The 15155-nt window shown below is 39.2% G+C and carries 14 protein-coding genes and 2 other annotated features (1 of these 16 running past the window's edge); all 14 genes read right to left on the minus strand.

The window, feature by feature from the left end; translation table 11 throughout:
* Window positions 1-12: 12 nt before the first annotated feature.
* The gene (gene leuB / locus BLV55_RS02650; protein ID WP_093310805.1) at window positions 13-1095 is read right to left on the minus strand and encodes a 3-isopropylmalate dehydrogenase; all 1083 of its coding nucleotides are present in this window, start codon (window positions 1093-1095) and stop codon (window positions 13-15) included.
* 32 nt (window positions 1096-1127) lie between these two features.
* Window positions 1128-2654: a 2-isopropylmalate synthase gene (locus tag BLV55_RS02655; RefSeq protein ID WP_093310808.1), complete on the minus strand. Its 1527-nt coding sequence runs from the start codon at window positions 2652-2654 to the stop codon at window positions 1128-1130.
* A 20-nt stretch (window positions 2655-2674) separates the two neighbouring features.
* Window positions 2675-3667, minus strand: a complete 993-nt coding sequence (gene ilvC, locus BLV55_RS02660; protein ID WP_093310810.1) for a ketol-acid reductoisomerase — start codon at window positions 3665-3667, stop codon at window positions 2675-2677.
* Window positions 3668-3683: 16 nt separating this feature from the next.
* Window positions 3684-4169: an acetolactate synthase small subunit gene (gene ilvN, locus BLV55_RS02665; RefSeq protein WP_093310812.1), complete on the minus strand. Its 486-nt coding sequence runs from the start codon at window positions 4167-4169 to the stop codon at window positions 3684-3686.
* A gap of 47 nt (window positions 4170-4216) precedes the next feature.
* Window positions 4217-4462 (minus strand) — a binding site (T-box leader).
* A gap of 292 nt (window positions 4463-4754) precedes the next feature.
* The gene (hslO, locus tag BLV55_RS02670; RefSeq protein ID WP_242870010.1) at window positions 4755-5630 is read right to left on the minus strand and encodes an Hsp33 family molecular chaperone HslO; all 876 of its coding nucleotides are present in this window, start codon (window positions 5628-5630) and stop codon (window positions 4755-4757) included.
* A gap of 136 nt (window positions 5631-5766) precedes the next feature.
* Window positions 5767-5967: a cold-shock protein gene (locus BLV55_RS02675; RefSeq protein ID WP_093310815.1), complete on the minus strand. Its 201-nt coding sequence runs from the start codon at window positions 5965-5967 to the stop codon at window positions 5767-5769.
* Between the two features lie 105 nt (window positions 5968-6072).
* Window positions 6073-7026: a type II CAAX endopeptidase family protein gene (locus BLV55_RS02680; protein WP_093310817.1), complete on the minus strand. Its 954-nt coding sequence runs from the start codon at window positions 7024-7026 to the stop codon at window positions 6073-6075.
* A complete protein-coding gene (locus BLV55_RS02685; protein WP_093310819.1) occupies window positions 7027-8214 on the minus strand; it encodes a M20 metallopeptidase family protein in 1188 nt (395 codons plus the stop codon).
* 24 nt (window positions 8215-8238) lie between these two features.
* Window positions 8239-8781, minus strand: a complete 543-nt coding sequence (gene hpt, locus BLV55_RS02690) for a hypoxanthine phosphoribosyltransferase (RefSeq protein WP_093310822.1) — start codon at window positions 8779-8781, stop codon at window positions 8239-8241.
* 82 nt (window positions 8782-8863) lie between these two features.
* Window positions 8864-9013 (minus strand): hypothetical protein, encoded by a 150-nt coding sequence (locus tag BLV55_RS14530; protein WP_176968216.1) that lies wholly within the window; start codon window positions 9011-9013, stop codon window positions 8864-8866.
* A gap of 22 nt (window positions 9014-9035) precedes the next feature.
* Entirely contained in the window at window positions 9036-10154 is a 1119-nt protein-coding gene (locus BLV55_RS02695) for a polysaccharide deacetylase family protein (protein ID WP_093310824.1), read from the minus strand.
* 13 nt (window positions 10155-10167) lie between these two features.
* On the minus strand, window positions 10168-10866 hold the full coding sequence (locus tag BLV55_RS02700; RefSeq protein WP_176968222.1) for a 4Fe-4S double cluster binding domain-containing protein: 699 nt from the start codon (window positions 10864-10866) through the stop codon (window positions 10168-10170).
* A gap of 11 nt (window positions 10867-10877) precedes the next feature.
* On the minus strand, window positions 10878-12179 hold the full coding sequence (locus BLV55_RS02705; RefSeq protein WP_093310826.1) for a bifunctional folylpolyglutamate synthase/dihydrofolate synthase: 1302 nt from the start codon (window positions 12177-12179) through the stop codon (window positions 10878-10880).
* Between the two features lie 40 nt (window positions 12180-12219).
* Complete coding sequence (locus BLV55_RS02710) at window positions 12220-14865, minus strand: valine--tRNA ligase (RefSeq protein WP_093310829.1); 2646 nt, start codon at window positions 14863-14865, stop codon at window positions 12220-12222.
* Window positions 14866-14942: 77 nt separating this feature from the next.
* Window positions 14943-15155 (minus strand) — a binding site (T-box leader) (it continues 10 nt past the right edge of the window).

Consider the following 15155-nt stretch of genomic DNA (forward strand, 5'->3'; position numbering starts at 1 on the left):
CACACCTTTCTTTTACATTTTTTTCATTGTATCAAGAACCTGCTGACCCATTTCTTCCGTTGTTAGCATTACTGTATTTTCTGAATAAATATCCGCCGTACGGTACCCTTCATCTAAAACCTTCTCTACTGCGCTTTCAATCATGTCAGCTTCACGGGTTAAATCAAAGGAATTTTTGAACATCATTGCTGCGGATAAAATCATTGCTAAAGGATTCGCTTTATTCTGTCCTGCTATATCCGGTGCCGAACCATGAATTGGCTCATACATGCCTTTTTGATCGGCATCAAGACTAGCAGAAGGAAGTAGCCCTATTGATCCAGTAATCATGCTTGCTTCATCAGAAAGAATATCACCAAACATATTGCCAGTAACAATCACATCAAATTGATTAGGATCGCGAATTAGCTGCATGGCTGCATTATCGATATACATATGCTCAAGGCAGATATCGGGATAGTTTTTTGCTTCCTGAATAATCGTTTTTCTCCATAACCTTGAACTTTCCAAGACATTTGCTTTATCCACACTAAGTAGTTTTCTTTTTCTTTTAGAAGCAATTTCAAAGGCGATTCTAACAATTCTGCGAATTTCATCTTCGTGATAAAACATCGTATCATAGGCTGACTTTTTTCCAGCTTTGTCAGTAAATGTCTTCTGCTCGCCAAAGTAAATACCGCCTGTCAGCTCGCGAACAACCATCAAATCCAATCCTTTTTCTATTAACGATGGTTTTAGGGGACAAGCGTCTTTCATCGCCGGGAACAACATAGCTGGTCTTAGGTTAGCAAAAAATCCCAGCTCTTTTCGGATCGTCAGCAACGCTCTTTCTGGTCTGTCAGTTCCTTCAAGATGATCCCATTTGGGCCCGCCTACCGCCCCTAACAGAATAGCATCCGCATTTTCACAGGTTTTCAGGGTGTGATCAGGGAGTGGGGTACCTTCCTTATCTATTGCCACTCCACCAGCGAAGCATTCTTCCATTTCAAACTCATGATGAAACTTTTCTTCAATAAAGCAAAGAATACGTAAGGTTTGTTTCATCACTTCCGGACCAATTCCATCACCTGGTATAACAGCAATTTTCTTTTTCATTCTGATCACTCCCTCTATCATTATGTTCTACTCTAGGCATCCATTTCTTGTTCATTGCTAAGCATTCGGTTAATGGCATTGATATAGGCTTTCATGCTTGCTTCAATAACATCTGTACTGATTCCGCTACCATGATAAAGTTCATCATGTCTCTTGATCTGCACAAAGGCTTCTCCCTGAGCATCTTCGCCTTCTGTAATAGCCTGTAAAGAATAATCATCCAGTTTATACTCTTTTCCCACTAATTGATCAATCGCTCCAAAAGCGGCATAAATAGGTCCGGAACCTGTTGACACTGCTTCTAATTCTTTTTCTTTGTTCTTTAATTTCACCGTCGCCGTTGCTGTCATAAAATTACCACAATTGATAACAAACTGCTGTAACTGGAAGAACTCTTCCATTTTAAGGGTTTTGTCTTTAATTAAAGCTTCAAGATCTTTGTTGTAAACCACTTTCTTTTTATCTGCAAGTTCCTTAAATGATTGAAAGATATTATCTAGTGTTTTTTTATCTAAATCATATCCCATCGACTTCATACGGTCTTCAAAAGCATGTCTGCCAGAATGCTTTCCAAGTACCAGCTGATGTTGATGAAGTCCTACAGATTCTGGTGTCATGATTTCGTAAGTGCTTTTATTAGCAAGTACGCCATGCTGATGAATGCCCGATTCGTGAGCAAAAGCATTTTCACCTACAATTGCCTTGTTTCGTTGTACTTTCATGCCTGTGATTTGGGTGAGCAGTCGACTGGTTGGATATAATTGTTGGGTCTCAATATTTGTTTTACTTTGATAAAAATCATACCTTGTCTGTAATGCCATGACAATTTCTTCCATTGCCGCATTTCCTGCACGTTCACCAATACCATTGATAGTACATTCCAGTTGTCTTGCTCCTGCTTTCGCCGCTGCTAAGGTGTTTGCCACCGCCATGCCCAAGTCGTTATGACAATGAACCGCAATGGTTGCTTTGTCAATATTCGGAACATTTTCCTTAATACCTTTAATCAGCGCTGTAAATTCTTCCGGGGTTGTATACCCGACAGTATCTGGTACATTAATAACCGTAGCTCCAGCTTTTATGACAGCTTCAAACACTCTATATAAGAATTCGGGTTGACTACGGGTTGCGTCTTCTGCTGAAAACTGCACATCGTTTAAGTACTTTTTGGCATACGTAACCATTTCAACAGCACGATTCAATACATCTTCCGGCGCTGCTTTTAATTTATATTTCATATGAATATCTGATGTGGCAATAAAGGTGTGAATTCGTGGAGCTTCTGCTCCTTTAACCGCTTCATAGGCTTTATCAATGTCTTGTGGCAAAGCTCGAGATAAGCTGGCTACTTTTACCTCTTTTACCGTATCAGCAATAGTTTTCACTGCTTCAAAGTCTCCAGGCGATGCGATTGCAAATCCTGCTTCAATAACATCCACTTTTAGCTTTTCCAGTTGTTTTGCCATTTCAAGCTTTTCTTTCAAATTCATGCTACAACCTGGTGACTGTTCTCCATCACGTAGCGTTGTATCAAAAATGCTAATATTGCTTTCATTCATGACACTCAATCCCTTCACAGTTACTTTTTAAGCCAGCTCATCATTTTTCTTAAATCTTTTCCTACTATTTCCACCGGATGCTCTGCTTCCATTTTTCTTTTTGCGGTAAAACTTGGTCTGTTTGCCTGGTTTTCCAAGATCCATTCCTTCGCAAAGGTTCCGTCTTGAACTTCTTTCAAAACTTTTCGCATTTCTTCTTTCGTTTCTTCTGTGACTATCCGTTCACCTACACGATAATCACCATATTCGGCTGTATCGCTAACGGAGTATCTCATATAGCTTAATCCACCCTCATTAATCAGGTCAATGATTAATTTCATTTCATGTAAGCATTCGAAATACGCACTCTCTGGCTGATATCCTGCTTCTACCAGCACTTCAAAACCCGCTTTCATCAAGGCTGTAACACCGCCACACAAGACAGCTTGTTCTCCAAACAGATCGGTTTCCGTTTCTTCTTTGAAGGTAGTTTCAAGAACACCGGCTCTTGCCCCACCTATTGCAGCAGCATAAGCCAGACCTACTTCCAGCGTATCCCCTGTAATGTCTTGATGAACCGCCACTAAACAAGGAACGCCTCTTCCTTCTTGATATTGGCTTCTTACTGTATGTCCAGGACCCTTAGGAGCTACCATAAATACATTCACATCTTCCGGCGGTACTACTTGCCCATAATGGATGTTAAATCCATGAGCAAAGACTAAATAATTTCCAGCTTCAAGGTTTGGTTCAATGCTTTCTTTAAACAATTGTGGCTGTTTTTCGTCATTGATTAACATGATCACAACATCAGCCTGTGCGGTAGCTCTGCCAGCAATGTCTACTGTTAACCCAGCTTCTTCCGCTTTTGCCCAGGATTTACTTCCTTCATATAATCCCACAGTAACATCTATGCCTGACTCATGCAGATTAAGTGCATGTGCATGTCCCTGACTTCCGTATCCAATAACAGCAACTTTCTTCCCTTGTAACGCATCTAGTTTACACTCATTTTCATAAAACATTTTTGCCATTTTTCATTTCCTCCTTTTATTTGTGGTCTCTACGACCAAGTGCTGTCAAACCGGTTCGTACAATTTCCCGGATGCCGTATGGCTCCATTAGCTCTATAAAAGCCTGTATTTTGTTATGATCCCCTGTCACTTCAAGGATAAGACAGTCCGTAGCAACATCGATAACCTTTCCTCGAAAGATTTCGACCACTTCTATAATAGAAGCCCTTGTTTTTTCATCTGTGTTTACTTTAATCAAGGCTAGTTCTCGATAAACAGATAATGCTGGTTTTAGTTCTGTGATACTTACTACATCCACCAGTTTTCCTAATTGTTTCTGAATCTGTTCAAGTACTTCTTTATCGCCTTTTAGAACCAGTGTGATGCGTGTCATTCCTGGCAATTCCGTGCTGCCAGAAGAAAAACTTTCGATATTATATCCTCTTCTCGTAAACAAACCAGATATTCGACTGGTTACTCCCGGTTGATCTTCAACCAGCAATGACAACACATATTTGTCCATTTTTTCGCCTCCTTTTATTCATTAAAAAAGCCCTCACCCCTGCTGTATGCAGGGACGAGGACTAATCCACGCGTTACCACCCTAATTGTTTTCACTTTGTGTAAAGTAAAAACCACTCGTATCAGGTTCAATCAAACCCTTTGTCTATAACGGGACTTCCCGTTTACCCTTACTCTTACTTTTCAGGGTAAATGCTCCGGAGCGAGTCGTATCTTATGGCAGTACCAGTTTGCAGCAACCACTGGCTCTCTAAAACTGCTTTCGTAAAATACTAACTCCGTGTTAGCGCATTTCTTTTTTCATAAAGAAAAGTTGTTGTTCAGGTTCTATCAAACCTTAAGCCTATAACGGGACTTCCCGTCTACCCTTACTTTTATTCAGGATAACTGCTCTAGAGGGATTTTAACGGTGTTACAGGATCGGCTTTCAGCATGTACCGACTCTCTGAGCCTGTATAATTCATCGTTACTGTCTCTGTCGTTGCATTTATTTTTTATTAATAATTAAATCGTATTTTAGCAGGCTTTAGATTGAATGTCAACAGAATTATCTAAACTTTTTACAAAATTCTTATTTTTATTGAATTTATAACTCTTCTATTAGCTTTCTTAGCTGGCTTTCATTAAACTGGTAAGCCTTATTACAAAAGTGACAGGTTATCTCTGCTTCCCCATCTTCCTCAATCATGACTTTTAATTCTTTATGCCCTAAACTTATCAGTGCTTCTTCCATTCTTTCTCTTGAGCAGTCACAGTTAAAAACAACTTCTTTTTCTTCGACTATTTTCGGCTCTAAGCCCTCCAGCACTACTTCCATAACAGCCTCCGGAGTCTTAAGATTTTCGTACAACTGACTTAACGGAGGAAGTCCCATCAACCGCGCTTCTAACAGCCTAAGCTGTTCTTCTGAAATCTCCGGCAACACTTGAATCATAAATCCTCCAGAAGTAATGATGGTATAGTCAACATCTATCTTAACGCTTAATCCGACAGAGGATGGCTGCTGTTCCGAATGTAAGAAATAGGCGGTAAGATCCTCTGCAATTTCTCCATTCGTTAATGGATATTTACCAATATAGGGAGCCTTCATGCTAAGGTCCTTAATAATCGTGATTTCACCTTCTTTTCCTACTGCCGCCCCTACATTCAACTTCTCCGGTGTAAGATTTTCTGTTTCTACTTGCGGATGATCCACTAATCCTTTCACATGTCCCTCTATATTTGCAACACAAAGAATAGTTCCTAAGGGACCACCACCATTAATTCGAAGTGTTATTTTTTGACCTTTTCCTTTTAACATTTGAGCCATCATGGCCGATGCAGCCATGCTTCTTCCTAATGCCGCTGCAGCTACAGGGCTTAACTGATGTATCGTTCTTGCTTGCTCAAGCATCTCAGCATTTTGAACAAAAAATCCTCTTATTTGCCCTTCACCAGCTGTTACTCTTATTAGTTTATCCATTATATACTTCCTTTCCAACGTTACCAATTGAAAAACAGGCTGACTATTGCCAGCCTGCTTTATCCCCTTCTATATGAAATCCCTTCTCGGTATTTCCAGGGATTTTAGACATACATTACACATTAATTAAACAGCATCATACTTTACTTACATTGGTTGCCTGTGGACCTTTATCTCCTTCAACAATCTCAAACTCTACTTCTTGTCCTTCATCAAGGGTTTTGAATCCATCCATAGAAATGGCAGAGAAATGAACGAAAACATCTTCACCATCTTCTCTGGAAATAAATCCATAGCCTTTTTCTGCATTAAACCATTTTACTGTGCCTTTTTCCATTCGCAAATTCCTCCTAATGCTAAAATAAATTTATGAGATATTAATCTTTCCCATCAACATAAATATTATCATATCAAAAGCCTTGTTGTCAACGAACGAGAGGCATTATGAAGAAGATAACACCATGGAAATTTGCCACACAATAATATAAAGAAAAAGTGGTATCGCCCCTGTCAGAGGAATAAACTCCATTAAAGAAGTTCTTTCTTGCTGATCTAAGGAATTTTCTGATCCAACCCCTTCTTCTAAAAGAGTATGTGATATTAATTTCAAATGTCTCCATAGAAAAAAAGAGATCGCTATTCCTAAAACAGCTAACCCACCAAATACAATTAAACTCGCATAAAGCGATTCTTGAATCGTTGCTCCTGCCTCTGCTATTTCCTTATCAGGGATATAATCATCAAAGAGAAGAAAAAAGTAGCCGATGGATATGGCTAAGAGGTTATTAAAAACATGACCTATAATCCCTGCCCATAAAGATTTTGTTAACAAAACCAAAGAACCAAAAACAATTCCCAGTACCATAGGTCCAAGTAAATTGTAGATATTGTAGTGAAAAATTCCAAATAATAATGAGGTAAACATAACGGCTTTTATATTGCCTAGTTTTTCATACCCTCTCAAAATGACCCCGCGAAAAAGTACTTCTTCACATACTCCTGCTACCAAAGAAACAATGAATACCAATCGAAGGTATTCTGTCATATTGGTTGCCGCTGGAATTTGAGGTATATTTATCTCTCCAAATTGTATCAGTACATTCATCACCAATAGATTTCCAAACACAGCTGACGGATACATGAATATGGTAATAAGAATTACCAATATGATTTGTTTCCATGTCAAAGGATACAGCCTCAAAGTAGACTTAATATCCATTTTTTTTATTTCCAAAAGTCCAATTGCTGGCAGTAAAACAACAGCTAATTGGGTTATTAAGAGTCCGGTAAATATTTCTCGTGTTTGAGCATAAAAACCAATAGTAAAAAAAAGAATTGATCCTGCCAAAAATAGCAGGTTAGCATCAACAACTCGCAGTTTCTCTTCCCGGATCATTTATACACGCTCGCTTTCATGATTGAATTCTATTGACTTCTTTTTAAGAAGAATATTCAAAAAACTTTCTACTCCCATCATTAAAACTTCTTCATCAAAATTAAAACATCCATGATGAAGAGGATATATCAAGTCTTTGTCCCTATTCTTTGTCCCTAAAAAAAAGAATAATCCAGGATATTTTCGTTGATAAAAAGAAAAATCTTCCGCTAACATGATCGGCGCTATTTCTATTACCTCTTTTTCTCCTTGAGCCTCTTTCCACTGTTCCACCAAATCTCCAGGATTATGAACGGCTGGATAAAGCTCTCTTAGGTCTACATCGATACGACAATCATAGGTAAGTTCAAACCCCTCAATAATCGATAGCAGACGTTTTTTTAATATGCGGTATGATTCCTCTGTAAAGGTTCTGATGGTTCCTTCCATCGTGGCTTTTCGAGCTATCATATTCCGTACTTCTCCACCTTTGAGGGTTCCAAAGGTAATGACAGCAGGGTCTATTGGATTGATATTTCTACTAATGATCGATTGAAATGAGATTAATAATTGACTGGCAATCATAAGGGCATCTTTACCTGTATGAGGCATTCCACCATGGGCATTTTCACCCCACACAGTAATATCAATTTCACTGTTTTGTGCCATCATTGGACCAGACGCTATCCCTAAGGTACCTTGATTAATCTCTGGAAAAAGATGGAGTCCATATATTTCACATACCTCATACTGATCAAGAATACCCGATTGAACAATAATATCAGCACCACCGGTTCCTTCTTCTCCCGGCTGAAACAAAAAAACAATATGGTCTTTTGTTTTTACATCATCAGAGGCTATCGCCGCCGCTAATCCTAACAAAATGCTCATATGTCCGTCATGTCCACAAGCGTGCATACACCCAGGTTTTTGAGATTGAAAATCTAACCCAGTCTGTTCCTCCACTTGTAAAGCATCCATATCGGCTCGAAAACAGTAGGTTTTCCCACCAGGTTCCCCGGGAATATAGGCAAGAATGCCTGTGCCTGCAACTTGGCTTTCATATTGAATTCCCAGTTCATCCAGGCAATTTTGAATATATGATGCTGTATCTGTTTCTTGAAATGCCAGTTCCGGAATACGATGTAAATCCCGTCTGTGTTTTTTCAACCTTTCGGACAATTGTAGCTTTTCATAAAACCATCTCATCATTGTACTCTCCCGTCCTAACCCTCAGTGTCTATCTTCTTCCGTCACAATAAAAACATAAGGTATATTTCTGTAATGTTCACCATAGTTCAGCCCATAACCAACCACAAAAGCATCCGGTATTGTAAAACCAATATAATCCGGCTCCAAATCTTCTAATCTTCTGGAAGGTTTATTTAATAAAACACAGGACTTCAGACTTTTAGGGTTTTTTGTTTTAAGATGTTTCATCACATGGGTCAGTGTAAGTCCTGAATCCGCAATGTCATCCACTAACAGCACATCGTATTCTGATAAATCTTCTTCAACATCCTTATCGATGACGACCTTGCCACTCGTTTCAAACCCATCGCCGTAGGATGAACTGATCATAAAGTTTACTTTTACTTTTAAGTCAATCTCTCTTACTAAATCAGCACAAAATATAAAGCTTCCCTTCAATAAGGAAATCACATATAAGTTTTTGTTATGGTAATCCTGTGTAATTATTTTTCCAAGTTCTTGCGTTTTTGTTCTGATATCTTCCTTCGAACATAATGTTTCCCACTTTTTATCATCAATATTCATAACGACCCTCCCTATCATTACAACACCGGTTAATTATGTGAATTTTATTCTATTAAAAAAAGGATATACTGTCAATTTCATCTTACATGTAGGGCGGCTGGCCTTTATCTTGATTTAAGATATCTTTAATTTCTTTTAACAGGTGCACCACGCGATTTAGGGCATATTGGATGGAAATAAGTATTATAAATACGATTACCAATGGAACTACCCAAAATTGATTCAGACCCATTTTTATCCACCTCGCTTTTCCACTACTGATGATGATAAATGAATAACTCGTTTTCTGATCGTTCAGGATTTATATTTTCTGAAAACGACTCTGGCACAACGATCTTTTCCGGATTTCCATCGCTGATAAACCGATGACGGCTTCCTTTTTCAAACGCATTCATCCAGTCGTACATGCCTACCCCGTCTACCTTTGTTTCACTGGCACGGACTCGTCTGATGGCTGAGCCATCAAAGTTTTTATGATAAGGCGAATGATAGGGATCCCAACCTACTTCCAGTACGGCTACATGATGATAAGAAACATCTTCAAATTCGCCTGATACTAAGTAGTTCCACAATGCTTCGTTTTGGGGTCTGGAACCGAAAGGAAGGGCAAAAGTATTCACTTCATAGTCCGGCACATATTTTTGTACTAGTTGAACGATTCTTCCTAACTCTCGTTGTAAGGTATCAGCATCCACATCACCTAAATGCCGATGGGTTTCTGTATGGTTTCCAATATCCATCCCATTCTCTACCAAAAAATTCAATTTATAGTCTACCCAGTCAGCCTGACCAAAAGGAGTGCCTCCATTAATAAAAAAAGTGGCATGAGGCATAAAGTCTGGATGTTTTTCATGAAATTCCATTAGAATTCCAACAGCAGAATCCGGATCAATGATCCATTCTCCTGTTTCATCCTCTATCATATTGAAATTATTTTGATTTCCGTCATCAAAAGTTAGTACTACTGGTGTTTTACCAGCAGGTGTATTGATGTTTCCAGTAGCGTAATCTTCTAATCTTATTGGCCTGTAATTTGCTTCATATAAATTTTTCAAATCTTCCCGAAAATTTTCTGGCGTACGGGACCATTCTGCTTCCGGTTCTCTAATGTGATGATACATTAATACCATCACCTGGCCCATTTCATTGACTTCAAGGGCTTTGAAATCACTTTCCGTCATCTCCGGATAAACCGCTTCTTCTTCATCCTCTGTTTCTTCCAGAGAATGATTATCCTCATAATTTTCTTCTGCTAACGTATCTTCTGTCGTTTCTTTTGGTACTGAGTCAATATCTTCAGAATGACGGCAAGCCAGGGTTATTGTCATCAAAAAAATGACGGCTGCTATTGAAATGTATTTTTTCCACTTCATCTTCGACAACTCCTTATCGCTTTTTTTCTTTTCCGTAGGGGCAAACACGCATGCATATTCCACAAACAGCACCACGCCCAATATGCTGATATGCCTTTTTCATATGTTGGCTACAACGCACCGGATCAACAATAAGTTCCCGCTCTATCCCTGGTTTCCAGTCATGATTTCCTGGTAAAGCATATCCCGGGCAGGCTTTAACGCAAATATTACAGCTTCCACACCGGCTTGTTTCTATGGGAGAATGAACCGTAAGTGGTAGAGAGGTTAAAACGGTCCCTAACCGAACCTCCGGTCCAAATGCTTCTGTGATTAAGTTGCCACTTTTCCCTATCCAACCAAGTCCAGATCTGGTTGCTGCCATACGGTGAGAAATTCTTCCTCTATATTGAGGCGGTTTTTCATTGATGCTTTGAGAAGCTGGAATAGCATAGGCTGAATATCCCATTTTTTGAATTTTCAACATTATTTTCAAGCTAATCTGATCAATTAGGGTGTTCACCGTTCGATAGTGATGAAAATAGGTTTGGCTAGGGCCGATAACAGGATCTATCTCCTCTATAATCCGATTTGACAAACGAACAGCGTAAGAAATAGCTCTCGGCATATCTCTTAAAGAAGCAGGCAAATAGTTTTCTACATCTCCAAATCCTATTACATCAGCACCAAGATCCTGTAAAATTTCCCTTATCTCTTGGTTTTTTTCACTCACTTTAATCCTCCTCAATTATTTTCCGGTTGAAATAACGAACGTATGGCACCTAACATATACAAAGAACCTGCACAAAGTATTACATCAGATTTATCGGTTATTTCCAAAGCTTTTGTGACCGCTTTTTCAATTTTAGGTTCTATGGATACTTTTGAGTGATTCTGCCTGATTTTCTCCGCAAGGATTTCTCCTCTCATTGCACGATGACAATCCGGTTCTGTCACTATCACCTGATCAACCTTAGGTAATAATAAGTTAAGTACACTATCAATGTCCTTGTCTTCCAGCATCCCAACAACCCATGTAATAGATCTATTTTTTAATAGCAACTCAATGCTTTTCGAAAGAGCTTTTGCTCCTTGTAAGTTATGGGCACCATCAATGAGAACCATTGGATCATCATGGATTACTTCTAAACGTCCTATCCAACGTACATTTCTCAGGCCTTTTCTCAACTCCTGATCTCTGATTTCAAAGTGCCCTTCTTTCTCTAATATCTTTAAGGCAGTTAATGCCAGCATGCTATTTTCCACTTGATGCAGACCTGGTAAGGCGATGGTTATTTGACGATAAGATTGTTGGAATAAGGTTACAGAAAAAGTCTGGCTTTTAAGATGTGATTCGTGAATCTCGAACTGTTTAGGAACTACCTGATAAAAAGGTGCTTCTAATAACAATGCTTTCTCCTCTATGATTTTCAACGCTTCTTCATGTTGAAATCCAGTGATGACCGGCTTTCCTTTTTTAATGATGCCAGCTTTTTCACCAGCGATGGCTTCCAGTGTATTTCCAAGGTAAGTCATGTGATCATAATCTATTGGCGTAATAATGGTTAGTAATGGATCACTAATAACATTAGTAGCATCTAGCCGGCCACCAAGTCCAACTTCCAGAATTACGAAGTCAACTTTTTGTTCTTGATAGTAAAGCAATGCAATGGCTGTGACTATCTCAAATTCTGTTGGATGCTGAAACCCTTCTTTCAGCATCCTTTCAACGGCTTTTTTTACCTGCTCTGTTATATTGGCTAGTTCCTGGTCTTCAATGTTTCTTGTATTAATTCTTATTCGTTCATTAAACCGCTCTATATATGGGGATGTGTATAGTCCCACTTTGTAACCAGCTTCTATCAATACTGACTGGATCATTGAGCATGTGGATCCTTTTCCATTGGTTCCGGCAACATGAATTACTTTAAGGCCTTTTTCCGGATTTCCCAATTCTTGTAATAGGGTCTTGATATTTTCCAGTCCTAATTTACTTCCAAATTTATACGTTCCATGAATATAGTTCAATGCCTCTTGGTAATCCACGGACACATCCTCCCTCTCCCTTAGTATCCTGTTCCCGATCTTATTGAAGCTCTTTAATTCGCTTTTCAAGGTTTTGAAGCATTTCTTCAAATTTTACTTGTTTTTGTTTTTCTTCTTCAACTAATGTAGCCGGAGCTTTTTCTATAAACCCTTTATTGCTTAGTTTTCCTTGAACACGCTTGATTTCTCCCTGATATTTCTCTTTCTCTTTTTCCAGCCTTTGAAGCTCTTTTTGGATATCAACCAATTCTTCCAGAGGAATAAACATTTCAGCACCTGCAAAGGGGACAGAAACAGCTTGATTCGGTATCTTGTTTTGATCTTCAAAAAACGTTACATTGGATACAGAAGCCAGACTCATAAGGTAAGGCGTCCCTCTTTCCAGCAGACTCTTTAGTTCCGTTCGTGCATTCAATACCATTAGTGCGGCTTTTTTCGATGCTGGCACATTCATATCTGACCGTATGTTCCGAATGCTTTTGATCGCCTGTACCAACTGATCCATTTCTTCTTCTGCTTTTGGATTGATCCATTGGTTTTTGGTTACTGGCCAGGGAGAAATCATTATGTTATCTCTTTCTCCTGGAAGGCTTTGCCAGATTTCTTCCGTAATGAACGGCATAAATGGATGTAACAATTTCAAAATATTTTCTAATACTTCCACAAGCACAGCCTGAGCCGTATGCTTTGCTTCTTCATTCTCACTATACAGCCTGGTTTTGCTCATTTCAATATACCAATCGCAATATTCATTCCAAGTGAAATCAACGATTTTTTGTTGTGCAAGCCCTAATTCAAATTTGTCTAAATTTGAGGTTATTTCCTGCTCAACTCTTTGAAGTCGCGATAATATCCATCGATCTTCAAAGGTTAATCGTTGTTCTTTTTGGCTTAGAGTCGCCACTTCACCATCAAGATTCATCAATAAAAACCGAGTAGCATTCCAGAGCTTATTAGCAAAATTCCGACTAGCTTCCAGTCTTTCTTCGTGAAAACGCAAATCGTTCCCCGGACTATTCCCTTGAACCAGAGTGAATCGTAAAGCGTCAGCGCCGTACTCTTCAATCACTTCAAGAGGGTCAACCCCGTTCCCAAGAGATTTGCTCATTTTTCTACCTTCAGCATCTCGAACCAACCCATGGACTAACACATGCTCAAAAGGAATGTCGTCACAAACCTCCAAGCCGCTAAACACCATGCGGACAACCCAGAAGAAAATAATATCGTATCCTGTCACCAGTACATTTGTTGGGTAAAAATAATCTAGCTCTGGTGTTTTATCTGGCCATCCCAGTGTGGAAAAAGGCCATAAGGCTGAGCTAAACCAAGTATCTAAAACATCTTCATCTTGAACAATGTGATCTCCTTTACATTGGGTGCAAACCTCTGGCGATTCTCTTAACACCATCATTTCTCCACAGTCCTGGCAATAATAGGCTGGAATTCGATGTCCCCACCAAAGCTGACGAGAAACACACCAGTCTCTTATATTTTCTAACCAGTGAAAATAGATTTTACTAAATCTTTCTGGTATAAACTTTGTATGGTTATTCTTAACCGCATCAATGGCCGGTTTTGCCAGCGGCTCCATATGCAAAAACCATTGCTCCGAAGTAATTGGCTCTACAGCAGTACTGCATCGATAACATTGTCCTACATTGTGAACCCGTTCTTTCACACTCACTAATAAGCCTAGCTTTTCTAAGTCTTTCACCATCTGATGACGTGCATCATAACGACTCATCCCACAATAAGGGCCACCATTTTCATTAATACTAGCGTCGTCATTCATCACTCGTATTTGTGGTAACTGATGTCGTGTCCCTACCTCAAAATCGTTCGGATCATGTGATGGTGTTATTTTTACAGCTCCTGTTCCAAATTCCGGATCCACATACTCATCCGCAATAATGGGAATCTCTCGGTTTAACAGTGGTAAAATAACGGTTTTTCCTATAAGATGCTTGTATCTCTCATCTTCCGGATGCACAGCAACCGCCGTATCTCCTAAGATTGTTTCCGGTCTGGTAGTAGCTATTTCAATATAAGTATCCTCATCTTTTATCGGATAGTTGACATGCCAGAATTTCCCGGATTTTTCTTCATGCTCTACTTCGATATCCGATAAAGAGGTTTTACAGTCCGGACACCAGTTAATGATTCGGTTTCCCCGATAAATCAACCCTTTTTCGTATAAACGCACAAAGAACTCCTTAACAGCTTTGTTGCATCCTTCATCCATGGTAAAGCGTTCTCTTGACCAGTCACATGAATTTCCTAACTGTTTCATTTGGTCCACTATCCTGCGGCCATAGTTATCGCGCCAGTTCCAAGCTTCTTCAAGAAATTTTTCTCGTCCTATTTCGTTTTTATCTAACCCTTGCTCTTGCTTTATTTTGTCAACTACTTTCACTTCCGTTGCAATACTGGCATGATCTGTTCCGGGTAGCCATAATGTTTCGTACCCTCGCATTCGTTTGTATCTGGTCAGTATATCTTGCAGTGTCTGGTCCAATGCATGACCCAAATGAAGTTGTCCCGTAATATTTGGCGGTGGTAAAACAATACAAAAAGGCTCTTTTCCAGAATTTGGAGTAGCTTTAAATAAGTCTTTTTCCATCCAATCTTCATAAATTTTCTTTTCAAATGTTTTTGGATCATAATTCTTTTGCAATGTTGTTTCCATAACAATAACCTCCTATAGCATCTTGTTTTCTCACTTGTTTTTCAAAAATCAAAAAAAGCCTTCTCCTCCTTACAAATTATAAGGACGAAAAGACTTCGCGGTACCACCCTATTTCTCCTGCTTGCAGGAGCTCTTAAAAGAGAGATAACGGTCTCTTACCGTCTGGACTTACTCACTAATCGCTTCTGTCCAGATGCTCTGAAGCTACTTCAGCACCTATCAACCGTAAAACCTTTCAGCTAATGGTTTTACTCTCTGTAGATTTTAGTCATGCCTACTCCTCTTCATCA

Source organism: Tindallia californiensis, from assembly GCF_900107405.1.
Taxonomy (GTDB): Bacteria; Bacillota; Clostridia; order Peptostreptococcales; family Tindalliaceae; genus Tindallia; species Tindallia californiensis.